Source organism: Marinospirillum alkaliphilum DSM 21637, assembly GCF_900119735.1.
Lineage (GTDB): Bacteria > Pseudomonadota > Gammaproteobacteria > Pseudomonadales > Halomonadaceae > Marinospirillum > Marinospirillum alkaliphilum.
The window spans coordinates 124,664-144,591 of sequence record NZ_FPJW01000004.1 but is presented as its reverse complement, the minus strand read 5'-3'; the positions used below and the strand labels follow the sequence as shown (position 1 = coordinate 144,591).

The window sequence follows — 19,928 nt, the reverse complement described above, 5'->3', positions numbered from 1 at the left end:
CAGCGATTATACCTGATCCTTGAGGCTTTCTCAGCTTCCTGACTCACCTTTCAGGGAGCGAATGATGGCCTGGTAAACCGCCAGGTGTTTCAGTGCCACTTGTTCCGGAGCGGATTCCTTAACCAGGCTTTGTGCATCCCGGGTGATACGGGTCCGCATTGGCACGCTGTCATAGAGGACGCGGATCATCTCGATCAGGGACTTCACATCACCTTTACGAAATAACAGGCCATTACTGCGGTGGCTGATCAGTTCAGCAAATCCGGACACCTTGCTGGCAATGACCGGGATATGAAAATTCATGGCTTGCAACAGGGGAGCAAAAGTTGTGGCGTGGTTGGCAGGATCAACAAAAATATTCATCACCGAGTAGTAATCACCGGGGTGCTCGGGTTCACCCACAAAGTCGATGTTGTCCAGGCCTGCTGTTTTCTTGCTCAGTTTGTCCAGTAATGGGCCTTCCCCCAGTACCACAAAAATGGCACCGGGCAACTCCTTGTGCAGGATTTCTGCCGCAGCAACCAGCATCTGTTGGTTGCCTTCACTATCCAGACGGCCGGCATGGCCAATGACAAAACGGCCACGGTAGTGACTGCGCAGCTCGGTCATTTTGATGGGGTTGGTGCTTAATGACTGGATGACGTCCGGGATGCGTTTGACTGGGCAACTGGCACGTTCACGCATGGCTTGTTCGGTGGCAAGGCTGGTCACCAGCATGGCCTGGGCTTTTTTAAGTGAGCTTTGGCTCAACTGACTGATGGAGTCGGCATCAGGATCACGCCAGCTTAATAACCAGGGTGTACCACGTAAGCGTTGTTGCCAACGCGCCCATTGAATGGCTTGAGGATCATGGGCATGGACCAGACCCGTGCGCGGTACACTGAAATGCCCCATAAACCGGGATGAACTGGTAACAATAGGCAGATTGCGCAGATGCCTCAGCTTGTTGTGCAGTTCAGAGTTGCGACGACAGACCAGCAGTTGCCTGATTTTTTTTTCTGCCAGGGTGTGAACCAGGGTTTCAACCTGACGGGTTGATTCATCATAACGGTCACTGAGACATACCTGTATCAGTCGCATGGTTTACGGCCTTGTCTGGGTTGGGGTTTACTGTACCAAGACTCTAGTTTCGCATTAGCAGCAGGCAGTCGGGGTGAATTAATCAGGTTTTTTTGCAATCAGTTGTTGCTGTGGTGCTGTCGCTGTAACCGGCCCGAATCGCCTGCATCCAGCTGTGAGTGGTCAAGGCATTCAGTTTGATCAGACCTCGTTGCAGACGTTGCAGGTTGCGCTCCGCTATCCTGGCATCAGGTTGCCCCAGTCGGCAGCGATCAAAATCGATCAGCCAGACCTGTTGATCCTGTAAACGAACCAGCAGATTACGCGGGTTCAAATCTACATGATCCAGCCCGACCGCATGAAAACGCTGAATACAGGCACCCACCTGATGCAAGAGCGCTGGAATCAGTGACTGATAATCCGGGCTCAGTAAGCATTCGGCCAGTGGCATCACGTTGGGCAGTCGCAGTGTGATCAGATCGGCAGTGTAGGTCAGACCGCTGCGCTTCACCGCCGCAGCCAGAGGCTGGGGTACGGGCAGTCCCAGTGACAGGAGTTTGTTGGTCAGGTGGAATTCCTGCCAGGCGCGGGTGGTGTTTAATCCGGTCCAGAGGTAGCGGTCGCGGATAAAACGCCCGGGCAATCCTCCCCGGTGATAATGCCGCCAGACCGCTTCACCTGCTGGTGTAAGAATGAATGCACTGGTGCCACGGCCGGGTGCACCGCCGAGCAGTGCTTGTTGAGTTTGCCAATAATCAGCATCAAACCATGCTGCACTGATATTTGAGATACACTGGGGGTCATATAGAATGATTCGCCCTTGATCCTGCAGCTGTTGGAAACTGCTCATGCCATCCAAACCTTCTTCCGGTGTTTCAGTCAGTGATGTTTGCATCCTGCGCCTGTCGGCACTGGGTGATGTGTGTAATCTGGTGCCCAGTGTGCGTGCATTGCAGCAGGCTCGACCAGATATCAAAATCACCTGGGTGATCGGTCAGGCTGAGTATAACCTGTTGGCCGGGCTGGAAGGTGTGACCTTCCGTGTTTACGACAAGAAAACCGGCATTGCTGGCATGCGCGCTTTACGTCGTCAATTGCTGGAGGAACGTCAGGGCCGCCCTTTTGAAGTGTTGTTGCACATGCAGGCTGCTTTGCGAGCCAGTATCCTGTCACGTTTTATCCCGGCAAAACGCCGAATTGGTTTTGATAAAGCCAGAGCCAAGGATTGGCAGGGCTTTTTTGTCAGTGAACACTTGCTTCCTCATCCCAATAGTCATGTAGGAGAGGGCTTTCTGGATTTTGTTCGTTATCTGGGTGCTGAACCTCAACAACGCCAGTGGTCCATTCCCTTGCCTTCTGAAGCAGAAAAAGAAGCCGCTGCCTGGGTGTCTGGCAAACAGCCATACCTGCTATTAAGCCCCTGCTCCAGCAATCGGGCGCGCAATTGGCGCAACTGGTCGGCTGAGGGTTATGCACAGATGATTGATCATGCCTGGCAGGCTTATGGATTGAATACCGTGATCACTGGTGGCAACAGCCCGATGGAACAACAGATGGTGGCTGATATTCAGGCACTCTGTGCGGCGCCGGTGATCAATGCAGTGGGAAAAACCTCATTAAAAGCCCTGCTGGTGTTAATTCGGGATGCACAACTGGTAGTGGCTCCGGATTCCGGTCCCATCCATATGGCAGTGGCCATGGGTACTCCACCGCTGGGACTCTATGTGACGTCCAATCCCCTGCGCACCGGCCCCTGGTTGCCAGCAGAACAATTGCAGAGCTGGATAGTGAATTGTTATCCAGCGGCAGTGCGGCAGTTTCTGAAGCGCGAGCCAGAGCAGGTGGGCTGGGGGCAGCGTGTCAGAGACCCGGCCGCGATTGACCTGATTCGGGTTGAAGAGGTCATCATGCGACTGGATCACATCATGTCAGCGGCACGAGCCACAACAGCTTTCGAGGAATTGAAACAATGAAAATCAATCTGGCCGCTTTTGAGCAGGCCCGTTTGCTGGTCGCAGGGGATGTGATGCTGGATCGTTACTGGCAGGGTGCCACTTCCCGCATTTCACCGGAAGCGCCGGTACCGGTCGTGAAGGTGCAGCAGAGTGATGATCGTCCCGGTGGTGCGGCCAACGTGGCACTGAACCTGGTGAGCCTGGGTGGCGTTGCCAGCCTGGTCGGGGTGATCGGCGAGGATGACAATGGTCGTCTGCTGGATCAGCGGCTGCATCAGTTGGGTGTGAAAACTTTTTTTGAATACTCAAAGACCCATCCAACCATTACCAAGTTACGGGTGATGAGTCGTAACCAGCAGCTGATCCGGCTGGATTTTGAAGAAATGCTGGAATCCGGGCAGACGCTGCTGGATCAATACAGCAAAGCAATGGATCAGGTGGATCTGGTGATTCTGTCAGACTATGCCAAGGGTAGTCTGAAGCAGGTTCAATCACTGATTCAGCAGGCTCGCAAGGCAGGCAAACGGGTACTGGTCGATCCCAAAGGCAAGGATTATTCAATTTACCGGCAGGCCAGTGTACTGACACCCAATCTGAGTGAGTTTGAAACAGTGGTCGGACACTGCCGGGATGAAGGAGAGCTGGAGCAGAAAGGTGAAGCGCTGCGCCAGCAGCTGGAACTGGAAGCCCTGCTGATCACACGCAGTGAAAAGGGCATGACACTGATTCGTGCTGATCATCCTCCCTTGCACCTGCCGACCCGTGCGCAGGAGGTTTATGACGTTACCGGTGCCGGTGATACCGTGATTGCAGTGCTGGGACTGGCGCTGGCCTCCGGGCATGACTGGCCGGAAGCCGTGATGCTGGCCAATCTGGCTGCTGGTTTGGTGGTGGCCAAGCCGGGTACTGCCACTGTCAGCCTGGGTGAAATTCATGCTGCCCTGCATGGTGAAAAGCTGATTGAGTATGGTGTATTGCCCGTCAACACGCTGATTGAAGCCGTAAGAGCGGCACAGGCTCGTGGTGAAAAGGTGGTGATGACCAACGGCTGTTTTGACCTGTTGCACGCCGGTCATGTGGCCTACCTGGAAGAGGCCCGCAAGCTGGGTGACCGTCTGGTGGTTGCCGTGAATGCCGATGACTCGGTCAGTCGCCTGAAAGGGCCGTCCCGTCCGATCAATCCACTGGATCGGCGGATGCGGGTATTGGCAGGGTTGCAGTCGGTGGACTGGGTGGTGCCGTTTGAAGAAGACACCCCTGCAGCGCTGATTGAACAGGTATTGCCTGATTTGCTGGTGAAAGGCGGAGACTACAAACCGGAAGACATTGCAGGTGCTGATGCTGTCTTGAAAGCAGGTGGTGAAGTTCGGGTGCTGAGTTTTGTGGATGGTGTTTCCACCACCGCAATGGTTCACTCCATTCTGGATCGTAATTGATAGTGCTGGAGCAAGCATGGCATCCCTGCCTCGACTGATTTATACCGGTTTGCTGTTACTGCTGTTGCCCTTGATTAACCGGCGACTGGAGCGCGAGCGATTGAATGCGCTGTCGGCACGGCAACGTGCGGGCCATGTATCACCCAGTGAACTGCCGGTGATCTGGGCACACTGTGCATCGGTGGGAGAAGTGTTGGCGGCAGAACCCCTGCTGCGTGAACTGCAACAACAGCACCCGGATAAACAGCTGGTGGTCACTACCATGACTGCCACCGGTGCCGCACAGGTGCGTCAGCGCCTGCCGGAAGCACGCCATTACCTGTTGCCACTGGATCTGCCCTGGAATACTGACCGCTTTGTTGCCACACTAAAGCCAGTGCTGGGCATTATTTTTGAAACGGAACTCTGGCCAAACCTGATCCACAGCTGCCAACAAGCCAAGGTACCGCTGGTGATTGCCAATGGCCGCCTGTCTGAAAAGGCGTTTCGGCGTTACCGGCGCATTCGGCCCTTGGTTCGTGAGGCCCTGCAGGCTGTCCGTTGCGTGGCAGCCAAGGCGCAAGAGGATGGAAACCGCTTTGTTGCACTGGGGCTGCCGACTGATCGCATGGAAGTCAGTGGCAGCATCAAGTATGACCTGCAGGTGCCGGCAGATCTGTCGCGCTGGGCTGCGGACCTGCGCAGTGGCTGGGGCACCACGCGCCCGGTCTGGATTGCTGCCAGCACCCATGAAGGTGAAGATGAGTTGTTGCTGCAAGCCCATCAACAACTGCTGAAACACCAGCCAGACACACTGCTGCTGTTGGTGCCACGCCATCCGCAACGTTTTGATCAGGTGGCTGAGCAGGTGGCAGCGCAGGGCTTTTCTTACAGTCGTCGCAGCTTGCAGCAGCCAGTGACCAGTCAGACCCAGGTGTATCTGGGTGACACCCTGGGTGAGCTGTTGTTGCTCTATGCAGCGGCTGATCTGGCTTTTGTGGCAGGCAGCCTGGTGCCGATAGGTGGCCACAACCTGCTGGAACCAGCGGCTGTTGGGGTGCCGGTGATCACCGGACCGCACCTGAATAACTTCACCGAAATTGCCGGGTTATTACGTCAGGCTGGAGCCTTGAAAGAGGTTGCTGATGCTGCCGCTCTGCCGGAAGCCTTGTTACAGCTCTGGCGTGATGCAGAGGCTCGCCAGCACCAGGTTCAGGCTGGCCTGCAGGTGGTGGATGCCAATCGAGGCGCGTTGAAAAAACAACGCCGCATGATTGAACAGTTACTGGCGGAGCAGGATGCTCTGGCAGATAAAGCCCGCACAGAACACTCCTGATATCTCCTTGCCATTCTTGTTAGCCACACTGTTCTTGAAGAAACAGCACCCTGTGTCAGGGTCGCTGTTTCACACAAATGCCGTGGTTTTCATGCTGGGCCTTTGCATCAGTGACTGCAGGCTGGCGGCAAGTTGCGGACAGCGCTGCTGCCACTGGATTTCCGGTAAACGAAAACTCAGGTAATCCAGCGCCACGGCCACCAGCAGGCTGCCCAGATGCAGTTTTTCCAGTTGCCGTGCCTGTTGCTCCAGCTGTTCAAGGGTGTGCTGAATGGCCGCCAGGCGGCGTTGTCCCAGTATCGACCGATCTGCTTCTGCCCCCTGATGCTTGCGGGCAATGACGGTATTAAAGGCCGCATCCGTCAATCCCTGCCCCCAGCCCATCAATTGCAATACCTGCTCCTGCTCTCCGGTGGGCAGCAGTGAGGGTATGGTTGCCGCCTGATCCAGATGCAATGCAATCAGCATGGACTCACTCAGACAGGTGCCTTGTTCAGTTTCCAGTGCCGGAACCCGCAGGGCCGGATTGGCGGCCAGTAATGCCGGATCATTGGCCCAGGGGTCCACCCATACCAATTCCGGCTGCAGGCCTTTTTCCAGTGCAACAACACGCACAAAACGGGCATAGGGCGAAGTGGCGTTCAGATAAAGCTTCATGAAATCTCCAGAGAGAAGCGGCAGGACTGCCGGATGATCTGCTAAGCTGGTATATTCAAACACATGTTTTGAGGTGAGTCATGTTGACCCTGCATCATCTGGAAAAATCCCGTTCCCACCGTGTGCTCTGGTTGCTGGAATTACTGGGTCTGGATTATGAGTTCAAGACCTATCTGCGTGACCCACAGACCCTGTTGGCACCTCCTGCGTTAAAGCAGATCCATCCACTGGGCAAGTCGCCGGTGATTACTGATGGTGAGCTGGTGGTGGCTGAATCGGGGGCTATCATTGAGTACCTGCTGCAGCGTTATGGCAAGGGGCGTTTGCAACAGGTTGCAGACGATCTGCAGGGCTGGGTTGATTACCGTCACTGGTTGCATTACGCGGAAGGGTCGCTGATGCCGGTGCTGTTGATGAAGCTGGTGTTTACCCAGATTCCGAAACGGCCCATGCCGTTTTTTGTAAAGCCGGTGGCCAAAGGCATCAGCAACAAGGTGCTGGAGACCTTTGTGCAGCCGAACCTGGATACCCACCTGGCATTCATCGAGCAGCATCTGGCACAACACCGCTGGTTTGCCGGTGATGCGCTCACTGCTGCAGATGTGCAGATGAGTTTTCCGATGCTGGCTTTGGCCGCACGCTCAGACCTTTCGGCTTATCCGCACATTCAGGCTTACAATCAGCAGCTGTTGGCTGATCCGGCCTGGCAGCGGGTGGTGCAGAAAGCCGGGCCATTGCAGATTCCTTCCTGATCCTTCACCCGGCCTGCAATATCACGCTGCCTGCAATATCAATCCATGGAGGTTCAGCGGCTGGCGGTCAGACGTTTCACGCCGTCGCTGCAACCCAGTAACAGTACATCGGCAGGGCGCTGAGCAAAAATGCCGTTGCAAACCACACCGCTGATGTTGTTGATCATGGTTTCCAGCTTGATTGGGTCGTCCAGCAGGAAGTTGTAACAGTCGATGATCAGGTTGCCGTTGTCGGTTTTTACACCCTCGCGCCATTGAGGATCTGCGCCCAGTTTCACCAGCTCCCGGCCGACATGGCTGCGTGCCATGGGGATCACTTCCACCGGCAAAGGGAAGTCGCCCAGAATTTCAACCTGTTTGCTTTCATCTGCAATGCAGATGAATTTTTCACTGCAGGCAGCGACAATTTTTTCGCGTGTCAGTGCTGCACCGCCGCCCTTGATCATCTGCAGTCGGGCATTCACCTCATCCGCACCATCAATGTAAAAGGGCAGGATGCCTGAGCTGTTCAGGTCATAAACCGGAATGCCGTGGGCTATCAGGCGTTCTGCACTGGCCTCGGAGCTGGCCACGGCACCGTCAAAATCCTGTTTCAGTCGTGCCAGTTCATCAATGAAAAAGTTGGCGGTGGAGCCAGTGCCAATACCTATGATGGTGTCCTTGTACAACTGGTTGCGGATTTCTTCCAGGGCAGCTTTGGCAACGGCCTGTTTCAGTTCATTCTGGTTCATGGCTGGGTCCGGTCTTTGAAGAGAAAAGAATCTGTGCAGTATAACAGCAGCACCCAAGGGCTTCGACTGGACGCAGCCGCAGCAAAACGCCACAATGGTTCGTTTACAGCCTGAATACCACTGCTGCCGGGAAATAACTGCCATCATGCTTGAGCGTTACGTCAAAAAAATCCTCCAGGCCCGAGTTTATGACGTGGCACTGGAAACGCCTCTGTCCGAAGCCCGTTTTATGTCAAAACGCCTGAACAATCAGGTGTGGATCAAGCGTGAAGACCTGCAGCCGGTGTATTCCTTCAAGATTCGTGGTGCCTACAACAAGATGGCGCAGCTGACTCAGGCGGAGAAAGACAAGGGAGTGATTGCGGCCTCGGCAGGTAATCATGCCCAGGGGCTAGCGATGGCAGCCAAAGAAATGGGTGTGAAAGCCACCATTGTGATGCCGCGTATCACTCCGGATATCAAGGTGCAGGCGGTCCGGGCGCGTGGTGCCCGGGTGATTCTGAAAGGGGATGCTTTTGGTGAGGCGCTGGAGCACGCACTGGAGTTGGTGGCAGAGCAGGGTTACACCTATGTGCCACCTTATGACGACCCGGACGTGATTGCCGGTCAGGGCACGATAGGCATGGAGATCCTGCATCAGCACCCGGACCCGATCCATGCCATTTTTGTCCCGGTCGGTGGTGGTGGTCTGATAGCCGGTGTGGCTGCCTACGTTAAATACCTGCGCCCGGACATCAAGATCATTGGTGTGGAAGCAGAGGACTCTGCCTGCCTGAAAGCCGCCATGGAAAAAGGGCGTCGGGTGGTGCTGGATCAAGTCGGTATTTTTGCTGAAGGGGTGGCCGTGGCCCAGATCGGCAAGGAGCCCTTCAAGATCTGCAAGGATTATGTTGATGAAGTCATCACCATCAACACCGATGAGATGTGTGCCGCTGTTAAGGATATCTTTGAAGATACCCGGGCAGTGTCTGAACCTTCCGGTGCCTTGTCACTGGCAGGCCTTAAAAAATACGTGGAAAACACCGGCATCAGTGACACCACGCTGATCTGCATCAATTCAGGTGCCAACACCAACTTTGATCGCCTGCAGCATATTGCCGAGCGCACCGAGCTGGGTGAAAAGCGTGAAGCCATTCTGGCAGTGGGTATTCCTGAGCGGCCCGGCAGCTTCAAGAATTTCTGCAAGGTGATCGGTCGCAAGCGAATGGTCACCGAGTTCAACTACCGTTACGCGGATGCGGAGCAGGCACAGATTTATGTTGGTATTCAGGTCAAACCTGATGGCAATGACCGTGAAGAGTTGATCCATGCCTTGCTGGAAGCTGAATACCCGGTGGTGGACCTGACCGACAACGAGCTGGCCAAGTTGCATATTCGCCATCTGGGTGGTGGCCGCACCCCTTCTGACAGCAATGAAGAAATTTACCGTTTTGAATTCCCGGAGCGCCCCGGTGCACTGCTGAATTTTCTGAACCATCTGGGACATGACTGGAACATTTCGCTGTTCCACTACCGCAACCACGGTGCCGCTTATGGACGAGTGCTGGTGGGGCTGCAAATTCCCAATGGTGACCGGGCCCATGTTGAGGAATACCTGGACAAGATCAGTTATCGCTATTGGCGTGAAACGGATAATCCAGCCTATCAGCTGTTTCTCCGTTAAAGCTGAAGCTTTTTCTGCATGGCTATTAACAAAAAAATAACAAAATGCTGGTCAAAAAGTGACCTGTTCCACTTGTTTGAATTTATTTAAAGGAATAAATTGGAGAAACCTTGGATGGTGCACGGTTTTAAAGTCTTTTTAACCAGGGGACGGTAACACGGAGTTTGCAACAATGAAGAAAAAACCTGATTTGATGCTGCTGCTCGGCATGTTGTTTGTGCTGGGGCTGGTGGCAACCAGCTATGCCCAGACTCTTTTACACTGAAGGGTAAAAGCCGGAACCTGTCACCACACCTGCCAGAGGGACATCCCAGTCGGCGACCGACAGATGTTCAACCCTCTGGCAGTCATGCGCCAGACCAATCAACAGTGGCTGATTGAACTTTGCCGGACGTGCTGCAAAGGTCCGATCATAAAACCCCCCCCCCATCCCCAGTCGACCACCCTGCAGGTCAAAGCCCACCAGTGGCATTAATACCAGATTCAGTGCCTGAGCCTTACGCTGGTTCTGTCGTAAATGGCCGTATCCACGCAAACGCGGTTCATGAATGCCAAAACGATTGGCCTGCATGGGAGTATGGGTGTCATAACGTACAAAACACAAAAAGCCCCGCTGTAATGGGTGCAGCACAGGAAGGTATACCTTTTTGCCCAGTTGGTGAGCGAGTCTGATCAGTTGCTGAGGATCAACTTCACCGTCACTGGCCAGATACACAGCCAGGTGCTTGGCACGCTGAAACCAGCGTTGCTGGCGCAACACACGGCAAATACCTGAAGCGGCTTGTTTTTGTGTGTAAATAGAGAGATTGCGCCGTCTGTTACGCAGTTGCTGGCGTAGGGTTTTACGGGATGGGCTGGTGTCTGTTGCTGCTGGCATGGACAGGTCAGGGAAATAGAGGTGGCCCCAGGGTGCCGCTGTTGTCGTGGCCCTTGAACCCTAAAGTTCAAGGTGGAAGCTACCGATCTGCCGAAGGCTTTCCGCTACATGGCGGACCTGCACACGGGCAAAAACAAGCAGCGTCCCGGTAGTACATCATAGGCTCGAGGACTTGGACAACTGGCCAACACCCCAGGGATGACTTCAGTGTATCAGATCATGTGGGAATTATGGGATCTTTCGTGACCCGACCAAGGCATCCAGTTCTCCAATCGCATTGTCCATCTGATCATTCAGACGCTGAATGCGAGAGGTGCTGGAGCGTTGATTTTCATCATTTTTCAGCAGCTCATGGGTGATATTCAGGGCCGCCATGATCACCAGCCGATCCAGGCTGAGGATCTTGCCACCCTGGCGAATTTCCATCAGCTTGCGGTTGAGGTATTGCGCCGAGCGCAGCAGATCATCCTGTTCCTCGGGCGGGCAGGCAATGAGATATTTGCGATCCAGCAGGGTGATTTCAGTGGTATTCTTGTCACTGCTCATGTGCACGGCTCCAAAGCCCTTTAAAAGCAAGCAACTACTATAGTTCGGCCGCCAGAAGCGGTCAATTGCCGACAAAAAGGCTTGTTTTTTTGTGTGGCGGCTCACCGCACTTTTTATTGAATGAGAGAGAGAACTTCATGGCTTCTGAAATGGCTGACAAACGCCTGGTGGACTTTGATCGTCTGGCCGACTTGTGCCTGAAATACCGCTGCTTTCAATCACCCTCGCTGTTTCATGGCGTGCTGACCGGCCAGCTCTGTGGTCAGGAACGCCTGTCGCGTGAGCACTGGCTGGTGCTGATGGGGCAGCTCTTGGGGGATGAAGGGGTGAACCTGCAGGGTGACGAACGTCAGCTGGCACTGGACTTGCTGGATCAGACCCTGGAAGAGCTGAGCGCGGGGGGGCTGGACTTTGAACCCCTGCTGCCGGATGAACTCTATGAATTGGAAGAGCGCTTCGCTGCCCTGGTGAAATGGTTGCAGGGTTTTCTGAAGTCTTTAAAGGCTGCTGACATTGCTGAACGTGAAATCAGTGCTGAGGCACGCGAGGGCCTGGAAGACCTGCAGAAGATCGTGGATGCCGGTGGTGCACGACTGATAGCAGATGATGACAATGAAAAAGACCTGACTGCACTGGCTGAATTTGTGCGCATGGTGGTGATGTTGTTGTACACCGAACTCCACCCCGGCCGCCCACAGGTTGAAAAGCCCGGTCAGCCCGGTAGCCTTCACTGAAACCCTTCGGAGCCAAGATGAATACTCATGCCTCTTTGCTGCGCCCGGATGTTTTACCGGCCTTGCCACAAAGCGTTTATCGGGCACGACGCCAGCAGTTGCTGGATCAGTTACCCGAAGGGGCGCTGATGATTCTTCCGGCTGCCAACCTGGCGACCCGGAGTCGGGATACAGAATATCCTTTTCGCCAGTCCAGCGACTTCTGGTATCTGACCGGTTATCAGGAGCCTGAAGCACTGCTGGTGCTTTGCAAGGGGCGGCGGGAAGGTGAGCAGTTGCTGTTTAACCAGCCCAAGGACAAGCTGATGGAAACCTGGACGGGTATTCGCCTGGGTCAGGAAGCGGCCATCAGTCAATTGGGTGTGGATCAGGCTTTTGTACTCAGTGAAGCGGATCAGCGAGTCCCGCTGTTATTGGCGGAGGCCAGTGAAGTCTGGTTACCGCTGGAGGATGAGGCGCTTTATCACCGTTATCTGGGTTGGCGTCAGGGTGTCCGACGCCTGCAAAAACGGGCAGCGCGTTTGCCCGATCGGATCACGGATCTCAGCACCCTGCTGGGTGAGCTGCGCCTGATCAAGCAGCCGGAAGAAATTGAGCTGCTGCGAGAGGCGGCACGGATTTCTGCTGAGGCCCACTGCCGTGCCATGCGCAATTGCCGTCCAGGCATGTATGAGTACCAGTTACAGGCCGAAATCGAGCATGAGTTCATGCTGCAGGGAGGTTGCCCGCCCGCTTACGGCAGCATTGTCGGCGCCGGTGACAATGCCTGTGTCCTGCACTATGTGGACAATCGTGATGCCCTGCAGGATGGTGACCTGGTGTTGATTGATGCCGGTGCTGAGTTTCAGGGTTATGCCGGAGACATCACTCGCATCTTCCCGGTTAATGGCCGTTTTTCATTGCAGCAAAAGCAGCTTTATCAGCTGGTGTTGCAAGCCAATGAGCTGGCCATCAGTCTGGTTCGCCCTGGCACCACGCTGGATGCCATTCATCAGGCAGTGGTGCGTTGTCTGGTGGAAGGGCTGGTGGCACTGGATCTGCTGCAGGGCGAGGTACAGCAGCTGATTGACAGTGAAACCTACAAAACCTTTTTCATGCACGGCACCAGTCATTGGCTGGGGCTGGATGTCCACGATGCCGGTCTTTATCGCCAGCAAGGGCAAGCCCGAGCGCTGCAGCCAGGCATGGTGTTCACCATCGAACCGGGCCTTTATATTGCGCCGGATCAAATGGATGTGGATTCACTCTGGCGCGGCATTGGCATTCGGATAGAAGATGACGTGCTGGTGACCGAGGAAGGCTGTGAAGTGCTGACTCAGGGTGTACCCAAAAGCGTGGAAGGGATCGAAACACTGATGGCAGGTGGTGATGCAACAGATTGAGTGTGACATAGCCATTATTGGTGGCGGCCTGGTGGGTGCCAGCCTGGCGCTGGCATTACAACCGCTGGTGAAGCAGTTGGGTTTGCAGGTTTGCCTGATGGAAAGCCACCCTCCGATGCTGGGCCAGCCGGAACACTGGCAGCCCAGCTTTGATGCGCGCTCCTCGGCCCTGTCCTGGGGAACCCGGCTGATTTATGAGCAGTTGGGTTTGTGGCAAGACTTGTCCCGCCATGTGTACCCGATCAAACACATTCACGTATCCGACCGGGGTTATCTGGGCTCCAGCCAGCTGGATCACGAGGAGCAGCAGGTTGATGCCCTGGGTTATGTGGTGCCGAATGCGTGGCTGGGACAGGTGCTGTGGCAAGGCCTGCAGCAGGCAGGTTCAACCCGGCTGCTGGCTCCGGCATCCATTCAATCGGTGCATTTCCCGTCACCGGATCAGGCGGTACTGCAAGGCACCCTGGATGATGCACCGCTGCAGCTTAAAACCCGTCTGGTGGTGGTGGCCGATGGCGGCCGCTCTGGCATCAAGCAGCAGCTGGGTATTGCTGACCGGGTGCATGATTATGAACAGACAGCCCTGATTGCCAATGTGCGCATGTCACGACCTCACCGTGGCTGGGCTTATGAACGCTTTGCTGCAGATGGGCCCATGGCACTGCTACCTCTGGCCGGACAGGATATGGCGCTGGTGTGGACACGTCCCGGCCAACAGGCGCAGCTGGATGCAGCACTGCCGGAAGCTGAGTTCATCCAGCGTCTGCAGCAGAGTTTCGGGAAGCGTGCCGGTCGCTTCCAGCAGGTGGGTGAGCGCTTTGCCTACCCGCTGAAAAAAGTCCGTGCCGTTGAGCAGGTGCGTCGCAATCTGGTGGTGTTGGGTAATGCCGCTCACTACCTGCATCCGGTGGCCGGGCAGGGTTATAACCTGGCAATTCGTGGCGTGATGTCTCTGGCGCAGGCACTGCAAACCGGTGCCACTCAGGCGCGTGCGGAAGGTCAGCCATTCCACCCTGGTGATCTGACCCTGCTGGAAAGCTGGCAGGCACAGCGCATGATGGACCAGGATGAAGTGATCGGTTTCAGTCACGGTCTGATTCAGTTGTTTGGCAGCAGTTTGCCCTTGCTGGGGCATGCCCGTGCAGCCGGTTTGATCGGTTTGAATCTTCTGGCACCGGCACGGCGCTGGCTGGCTGCCAAAGCCATGGGCGTCTGAATGAGTGTCTGAATGGGCTGCCTGAGCGCTGGATTTCAGCGGGGCCGGGGATGTCGGTATTACCGGGAATTTCGGTATTAAAGGATATTAACGTCTGGAGTGAGCATGCAGGAATTTGATCTGATCATTGTGGGTGGTGGCATGACCGGCCTGGCTGTGGCCGCCGGCTTGCGTCATACCCGTCTGCGGCTGGCCATTGTTGAAGCTGCAGCAGAGCCACCCACCTGGCAGGCTGCACAACTGGATCTGCGAGTGAGTGCCTTGTCTGAGGCCAGTCGCCAGCTGCTGGAAAGTCTGGGTGCCTGGAAGCACATGGCAGCCATGCGGGTGAATCCCTATCAGGGTATGCGGGTCTGGGACAGTGAAGGTACCGCAGAGGTGGTCTTTGATGCGGCTGAAGCCGGTGTCAGCCATCTGGGTTATCTGGTGGAAAACCCGGTGACTCAGCTGGGTCTGTTGCAGGCCGTTGAGCAGCAGGCCAACCTGCAATGGTTTCGCGGTGTAGAGCCGGTCAGCCTGAGTGAACCGCTGGATGGTCAGGGGCGGCGCACCCTGATCCTCAGTGATGGCACCGAGCTGCGTGCTGATCTGGTGGTGGGTGCCGATGGTGCGCGCTCCCGCTTGCGCGAGTGGGGTGGTTTTGCCACTCGTGAATGGAATTATGGACACCATGCACTGGTCACCAGTGTGCGTACCGAAAAAAGCCACCAGAACGCTGCCTGGCAAAGGTTTCATGCCAGTGGGCCGCTGGCCTTTCTGCCACTGAATCGCGAAGGGGATGATCACTGGTGCTCCATTGTCTGGTCGACCGACCCGGAAACCGCTGCAGAACTGCTGGAACTGGATGAAGCCAGCTTTAACCGGCGACTGACGGAAGCTTTTGAAGGGCGACTGGGGCAGGTGGAGACCAGTGAGGGTCGGCAGGTGTTTCCTCTGCGGCAACGCCATGCGGTGGATTACATCAAGCCGGGGCTGGCATTGATTGGTGATGCCGCCCACACCATTCATCCGCTGGCCGGGCAAGGGGTCAATCTGGGGTTTCTGGATGCCCAGGCACTGACACGGGTGTTGTGTCAGGCCGCGGAGCGGCAGCGTCCACTGGGCAGTCTTGCCGTGTTGCGTGAATACCAGCAGCAACGCAAACCGGACAACCTGGCGATGATGGCCCTGATGGAAAGTTTCAAGCGCCTGTTTGCCACCCGGCAACTGCCGGTACTGTTACTGCGTAATCTGGGTATGAAACTGGTCAACTCCAATGCCTGGATCAAACGTCAGTTGATTGCCCAGGCACTGGGTTTAAGGCCACTGGCGCGTTAATCAAAGCCGCCATGAGCGGCTTTTTTTTCATTGACTGCGAAAAATCACCAGTCCTTTCAGCAGGTTCAGTGCTTCATTCAACGGGTAGTCGTCTGAGGTGCTGAGCCGTGCAGCCGTGCTGCGGCTGTGTTCACGAGGCTGCTGACCGCCCAGATGGCCCTCCAGATCGGCTTCGCGGGTGCCGACAGGCATTTCCAGCGGGGTGATGCGGGCGTTGACCACTTCAATGTCCGGATGAATGCCATCCGCCTGAATCGAGCGGTCACCGGGGGTGTAATACAGGGCGGTGGTCATTTTCAGGGCGCGGTCATTGTTCAGTGGCAGTACCGTCTGCACTGATCCCTTGCCGAAGCTGGGGGTGCCCATCACCAGTGCTCGGCGATGATCCTGCAAGGCACCAGCCACAATTTCTGAAGCTGATGCCGAGCCGCCATTGATCAGCACAATCAGCGGTATACCTTCCAGTGCATCACCGGGTGAGGCGTCAAAGCGCATTTCGGTATCCGGTAAGCGGCCTTTGGTGTAAACAATCAGCCCGCCATCCAGAAAAATGTCTGCAACATCGGCAGCGGCTTGCAACACGCCACCGGGGTTGTTACGCAGATCCAGAATCATGCCCTGCAAAGGTGTTTCACTTTCCTGTTGCAGGCGTTTGATGGCTTCTCGGGCTTCATCACCAGAGCGATTCTGAAACTGGCTGATGCGCAGGTAGCCAAAACCAGGCTCAAGCAGGCGATGGCGTACACTGGTGATGCGTATTTCGGCGCGCTCCAGTTCCACTTCAAAGGGTTGGTTAACATTTTGGCGCTGGATGGTGAGGCGGATTCTGGTGCCAGGTTCACCACGCATCAGTTCAATGGCTTTATCCACCGACATGTCGCGGGTGGGAGTGTCGTTGATGCGGGTGATCAGGTCGTGAGGCTGCAGTCCGGCGCGTGATGCCGGGGTGTCATCAATCGGGCTGATGACCTTGATGTAACCTTCTTCAATGCCGATTTCGATACCGAGGCCACCAAAACTGCCTTCAGTGCTTTCGCGCAGTTCACGAAAGGCTTCCGGCTCCAGATAACCCGAGTGGGGGTCCAGGCCGGAGAGCATGCCACGAATGGCATTTTCCAGCAGGGTACGGTCATCCACTTCATGGACATAGGCTTGTTTGATGCGCTCATAAACCTCGGCAAAGCTGCGCAGTTCATCCAGTGGCAGGTCGTATTGCGGGTCCAGCGGCTGGTGAAACTGGGCGTTGGCCGACAAGGGCAGGCCTAGCGCCAGTGCAAGCGCGGCACCCGTTAACCAGCGTTGCAACGGGCTGCGGTGATAAAAGGATGCGTCTGGGCGGTACATCGTTTTCTCCTCGGGTGCGCGGGTCGTTCAGCGCCTTGCAATCCAGCTGACTGGATCGACTGGCTGGCCCTGACGGCGTATCTCAAAATAAAGTCCGGTCTGTTGTTGGCCACCAGTGGCGCCAGCGGTGGCAATTACTTCACCACCATTCACCCAGTCACCGGGCTGTTTACGAAGGGTCTGGTTATGACCATAAAGGCTCATGAAACCGTCACCATGGTCAATGATGATCATGAAACCAAAACCGCGCAGCCAGTCAGCAAACACCACCCGACCGCCGTGGATCGCCTGTACGGGTGCGCCTTCACTGGCTTGAATCAGCATGCCGCGGCTGACCAGTCGATTGTTATGCTGGCGGCTGCCAAAGGCACTTAGCACCCGACCTTGTATCGGCCAGGGCAGGTTGCCACGCATTTGCTGGAAGGGCCGGGCATCGCGTGGTGGTGGCAGGCGCACAATGGCCTCGGTAACCGCTTCCAGTAATTGTTCCAGGCGTTTTTGGTCGGCCAGCAGTTTTTGCAGTTCATCATCCCGACCGGCGATTTCACGGCTTAACTCCTGCACCAGTTGCTGGCGCTGACGCTGCTCGGCCAGCAGTTCGGTGCGGCGTTGTTGCAATGAGCGACGCACCTGATCAAGGGTCTGGCCGCGGGTGATGATTTCACTCTGAACGGTATCCAACTGACGTGCCACCGCCAGGTAGGCTTCCATCTTGCGGGTCCGTTCACGGTTGATGTAATCGTAATAACGCAACAGGCGGGCAACCCGGTCCGGCTCCTGCTGGTTCAGCAGTACTTTCAGGTATTCCTGACGGCCCATGGCGTAAGCCGAGCGGATCTGCTGGCGCAGGTATCCGGCCTGCTGGTCCAGTTGGGTTTGCAGTTCCCGTTGTTCAACCCGCAGGCGGGTCAGTCGCTGTTCCAGCTCAGCAGCCTCACGAGTGTTGGCCTCAATACGAGTGACCAGTTGACCGATCTGGGATTCGGTTTGTTTCAGTCGGTCCTGCAGCTGGGATTGTTCACCCCTGGCCTGGGTCAGCCAGCCCTGCAAGCGGTTGATGTCCTGTCGCAGCTGTTGCAATTGCTGCTCGCTGGCTTCTTCCCGATTGGCTTGCAGGGGCGCAGTGGCAAGCAGGGTGGCAGCCAGCAGGCAGATCAAACTGATGCGTTTCATGGCTGATGTATGCCCTCCGCTGGCAGCTTCACTCAGGCGTTGGCCGGTTCAAATTCGACCAGTGGGTGTCCGGTCATTTCAGGCGGCTGCGGCAGACCCATGGCTTTCAGCAGGGTGGGTGCAATGTCGCTGAGGCGACCACCATCCAGCAATCGCGCCTTGCGCCCGGCCGGTGGCAGGTAGATCAGCGGCACCGGGAAGGTGGTGTGGGCGGTCTGGGCCTGGCCGGTGCTTTCATCCAGCATCTGTTCGGCGTTACCGTGGTCGGCAGTGATGAAGCACTGACCATTGACCTGTTGCAGGGCCTCAATCACCCGGCCGATACAGGCATCCAGGGCTTCCACAGCTTTGACTGCGGCGGCAAAGTCACCGGTATGGCCGACCATGTCACCATTGGCGTAGTTGCAGATGATGGCGTCATAGTCGCCGGACAGGATGGCCTGCACCAGGCGCTCGGTCACTTCCGGCGCACTCATTTCCGGCTGCAGGTCGTAGGTGGCAACCTGTGGGGATTGCACCAGAATGCGGGTTTCCCCTTCAAAGGGCTGCTCACGGCCACCGGAAAAAAAGAAGGTGACGTGGGCGTATTTTTCGGTTTCGGCAATGCGCAGCTGGGTTTTGCCAAGACTGGCCAGGTATTCACCAAAGGTGTTGCTGAGGTTTTCCGGCGGAAAGGCAGCCGCCGCAGGAATGTCGTCAGCATACTGGGTCAGCATCACAAAACGACTCAGGCGTGGCCAGGCACGGCGGGCAAACCCCTTGAATTCCGGTTCAACAAAGGCACGGCTGATTTCACGGGCACGATCAGCACGGAAGTTCATGAAAATGACGGCATCGCCATCTTCGATCTGCACCGGCTGACCAATCACTGTGGGCTGCACAAATTCATCATTTTCATCACGTGCATAGGCGGCTTGCAAGCCGGCAACAGCCGACTCGGCAGAAAACTCAGCCTGGCCCAGGGTCAACAGGTTATAAGCCTTTTCAACCCGATCCCAGCGGTTGTCACGGTCCATAGCGTAATAACGCCCGACCAGACTGGCTACCCGTCCGGTGCCCAGCTTGCGAAATGCTTCGTCAGCGGCCAGCAAGGAAGCTTCGGCGCTGCGCGGTGGCATGTCACGACCATCCAGGAAGGCATGCAGGTATACCTGGCTGGCACCACGTTTAACGGCCAGCTCGGCCATGGCAAACAGGTGTTCTTCGTGGCTGTGTACTCCGCCCGGAGACAGGAGTCCCATCAGGTGCACCGCACCCTTGTGGCTGGTGGCCTGATCGACGGCTTCACAGAGGGCGGCGTTGTCATAAAAGCTGCCGTCACGAATGGCCTGGGTGACGCGGGTGAAATCCTGATAAACCACCCGCCCGGCGCCCAGGTTCATGTGACCCACTTCGGAGTTACCCATCTGGCCATCCGGTAGTCCAACGTGCATGCCATCGGTATTGATCTGGCTGGTCGGCAACTCGGCACGCAGTCGATCCATCACCGGTGTGCGGGCATGGAAGATGGCATTGTTGTCCGGAGAAGGGTTGTCGCCGTAACCGTCCAGGATGATCAGGGCTGTCGGGGTGCGTCGGGAACTCATGGGAATATCGGGTCACTCTTGAATGGGAAGGACTTTGCACTGTTGAACAAAACATGACCATGATAGCGGCAGCAGCCTGAAATCGCCATCCTGCTGATGCCATGAGTGTCACTCTGGTGTATCCTTGAACGCCAAATTTTTTGATCCGGACCGGAAATAGTTGCAATCCATGTCTGCGGCACAAC

General features: G+C 56.1%; 18 protein-coding genes and 1 other RNA gene. 9 read left to right on the top strand and 10 right to left on the bottom strand.

Features of this window, described 5'->3' with window-relative positions; translation table 11 throughout:
• Window positions 1-30 precede the first annotated feature (30 nt).
• Both BT114_RS07525 and BT114_RS07520 read right to left on the bottom strand, forming a co-directional pair.
• Window positions 31-1,080 (bottom strand): glycosyltransferase family 4 protein, encoded by a 1,050-nt coding sequence (locus BT114_RS07525; protein ID WP_072325746.1) that lies wholly within the window; start codon window positions 1,078-1,080, stop codon window positions 31-33.
• An 82-nt stretch (window positions 1,081-1,162) separates the two neighbouring features.
• The gene (locus BT114_RS07520) at window positions 1,163-1,909 is read right to left on the bottom strand and encodes a 3-deoxy-D-manno-octulosonic acid kinase (RefSeq protein ID WP_072325745.1); all 747 of its coding nucleotides are present in this window, start codon (window positions 1,907-1,909) and stop codon (window positions 1,163-1,165) included.
• Between BT114_RS07520 and BT114_RS07515 the strand changes: the two genes are divergently transcribed.
• From BT114_RS07515 to waaA, 3 genes are read left to right on the top strand one after another with little or no spacing between them, the layout of a single operon-like run.
• On the top strand, window positions 1,908-3,032 hold the full coding sequence (locus tag BT114_RS07515) for a glycosyltransferase family 9 protein (protein ID WP_072325744.1): 1,125 nt from the start codon (window positions 1,908-1,910) through the stop codon (window positions 3,030-3,032). The two genes, BT114_RS07520 and BT114_RS07515, sit on opposite strands and share 2 nt — an antisense overlap.
• Window positions 3,029-4,450 (top strand): bifunctional D-glycero-beta-D-manno-heptose-7-phosphate kinase/D-glycero-beta-D-manno-heptose 1-phosphate adenylyltransferase HldE, encoded by a 1,422-nt coding sequence (gene hldE, locus BT114_RS07510; RefSeq protein ID WP_072325743.1) that lies wholly within the window; start codon window positions 3,029-3,031, stop codon window positions 4,448-4,450. The genes BT114_RS07515 and hldE overlap by 4 nt, the downstream gene beginning before the upstream one ends.
• A gap of 16 nt (window positions 4,451-4,466) precedes the next feature.
• The gene (gene waaA, locus BT114_RS07505) at window positions 4,467-5,765 is read left to right on the top strand and encodes a lipid IV(A) 3-deoxy-D-manno-octulosonic acid transferase (RefSeq protein WP_072325742.1); all 1,299 of its coding nucleotides are present in this window, start codon (window positions 4,467-4,469) and stop codon (window positions 5,763-5,765) included.
• Between the two features lie 69 nt (window positions 5,766-5,834).
• On the opposite strand, the gene BT114_RS07500 is transcribed toward waaA, so the two are convergent.
• Complete coding sequence (locus BT114_RS07500) at window positions 5,835-6,422, bottom strand: glutathione S-transferase family protein (RefSeq protein WP_072325741.1); 588 nt, start codon at window positions 6,420-6,422, stop codon at window positions 5,835-5,837.
• Between the two features lie 80 nt (window positions 6,423-6,502).
• Between BT114_RS07500 and BT114_RS07495 the strand changes: the two genes are divergently transcribed.
• Window positions 6,503-7,174 carry a glutathione S-transferase gene (locus BT114_RS07495; protein ID WP_072325740.1) on the top strand — a complete coding sequence of 224 codons (672 nt, stop codon included), beginning with the start codon at window positions 6,503-6,505 and terminating at the stop codon, window positions 7,172-7,174.
• A 53-nt stretch (window positions 7,175-7,227) separates the two neighbouring features.
• Here BT114_RS07495 and rpiA read toward each other — a convergent pair whose 3' ends face one another.
• Entirely contained in the window at window positions 7,228-7,905 is a 678-nt protein-coding gene (rpiA, locus tag BT114_RS07490) for a ribose-5-phosphate isomerase RpiA (protein ID WP_072325739.1), read from the bottom strand.
• 145 nt (window positions 7,906-8,050) lie between these two features.
• Here rpiA and ilvA point away from each other — a divergent pair, with 145 nt between their 5' ends.
• Window positions 8,051-9,568, top strand: a complete 1,518-nt coding sequence (ilvA, locus tag BT114_RS07485; protein ID WP_072325823.1) for a threonine ammonia-lyase, biosynthetic — start codon at window positions 8,051-8,053, stop codon at window positions 9,566-9,568.
• Window positions 9,569-9,824: 256 nt separating this feature from the next.
• Here the strand turns inward: ilvA and BT114_RS07480 are convergent, their stop codons facing one another.
• The 3 genes from BT114_RS07480 to BT114_RS07470 form a co-directional block, all read right to left on the bottom strand.
• Complete coding sequence (locus BT114_RS07480; protein ID WP_072325738.1) at window positions 9,825-10,445, bottom strand: 5-formyltetrahydrofolate cyclo-ligase; 621 nt, start codon at window positions 10,443-10,445, stop codon at window positions 9,825-9,827.
• 20 nt (window positions 10,446-10,465) lie between these two features.
• Window positions 10,466-10,647: non-coding RNA, 6S RNA (gene ssrS / locus BT114_RS07475), on the bottom strand.
• Between the two features lie 26 nt (window positions 10,648-10,673).
• Window positions 10,674-10,991, bottom strand: coding sequence for a cell division protein ZapA (locus tag BT114_RS07470; protein ID WP_072325737.1), 318 nt, complete (start codon window positions 10,989-10,991; stop codon window positions 10,674-10,676).
• A gap of 137 nt (window positions 10,992-11,128) precedes the next feature.
• Between BT114_RS07470 and BT114_RS07465 the strand changes: the two genes are divergently transcribed.
• The 4 genes from BT114_RS07465 to BT114_RS07450 all read left to right on the top strand — a co-directional run bounded on the left by BT114_RS07465 (window position 11,129) and on the right by BT114_RS07450 (window position 15,640).
• Window positions 11,129-11,725, top strand: a complete 597-nt coding sequence (locus BT114_RS07465; RefSeq protein ID WP_084661997.1) for a UPF0149 family protein — start codon at window positions 11,129-11,131, stop codon at window positions 11,723-11,725.
• Between the two features lie 17 nt (window positions 11,726-11,742).
• On the top strand, window positions 11,743-13,107 hold the full coding sequence (gene pepP, locus BT114_RS07460; RefSeq protein ID WP_072325736.1) for a Xaa-Pro aminopeptidase: 1,365 nt from the start codon (window positions 11,743-11,745) through the stop codon (window positions 13,105-13,107).
• Window positions 13,094-14,323 (top strand): 2-octaprenyl-6-methoxyphenyl hydroxylase, encoded by a 1,230-nt coding sequence (gene ubiH / locus BT114_RS07455; protein ID WP_072325735.1) that lies wholly within the window; start codon window positions 13,094-13,096, stop codon window positions 14,321-14,323. Before pepP ends, ubiH begins: the two co-directional genes overlap by 14 nt.
• Window positions 14,324-14,428: 105 nt before the next feature.
• The gene (locus BT114_RS07450; RefSeq protein WP_072325734.1) at window positions 14,429-15,640 is read left to right on the top strand and encodes a UbiH/UbiF/VisC/COQ6 family ubiquinone biosynthesis hydroxylase; all 1,212 of its coding nucleotides are present in this window, start codon (window positions 14,429-14,431) and stop codon (window positions 15,638-15,640) included.
• Window positions 15,641-15,667: 27 nt separating this feature from the next.
• Here BT114_RS07450 and BT114_RS07445 read toward each other — a convergent pair whose 3' ends face one another.
• Genes BT114_RS07445 through gpmI form a run of 3 tightly spaced genes read right to left on the bottom strand, consistent with a single transcriptional unit; the run spans window position 15,668 to window position 19,743 of the window.
• Window positions 15,668-16,984 (bottom strand): S41 family peptidase, encoded by a 1,317-nt coding sequence (locus BT114_RS07445; RefSeq protein WP_072325733.1) that lies wholly within the window; start codon window positions 16,982-16,984, stop codon window positions 15,668-15,670.
• Between the two features lie 27 nt (window positions 16,985-17,011).
• Window positions 17,012-18,157 (bottom strand): murein hydrolase activator EnvC family protein, encoded by a 1,146-nt coding sequence (locus tag BT114_RS07440; protein ID WP_084661995.1) that lies wholly within the window; start codon window positions 18,155-18,157, stop codon window positions 17,012-17,014.
• Window positions 18,158-18,189: 32 nt separating this feature from the next.
• The gene (gene gpmI, locus BT114_RS07435) at window positions 18,190-19,743 is read right to left on the bottom strand and encodes a 2,3-bisphosphoglycerate-independent phosphoglycerate mutase (protein ID WP_072325732.1); all 1,554 of its coding nucleotides are present in this window, start codon (window positions 19,741-19,743) and stop codon (window positions 18,190-18,192) included.
• Window positions 19,744-19,928 lie beyond the last annotated feature (185 nt).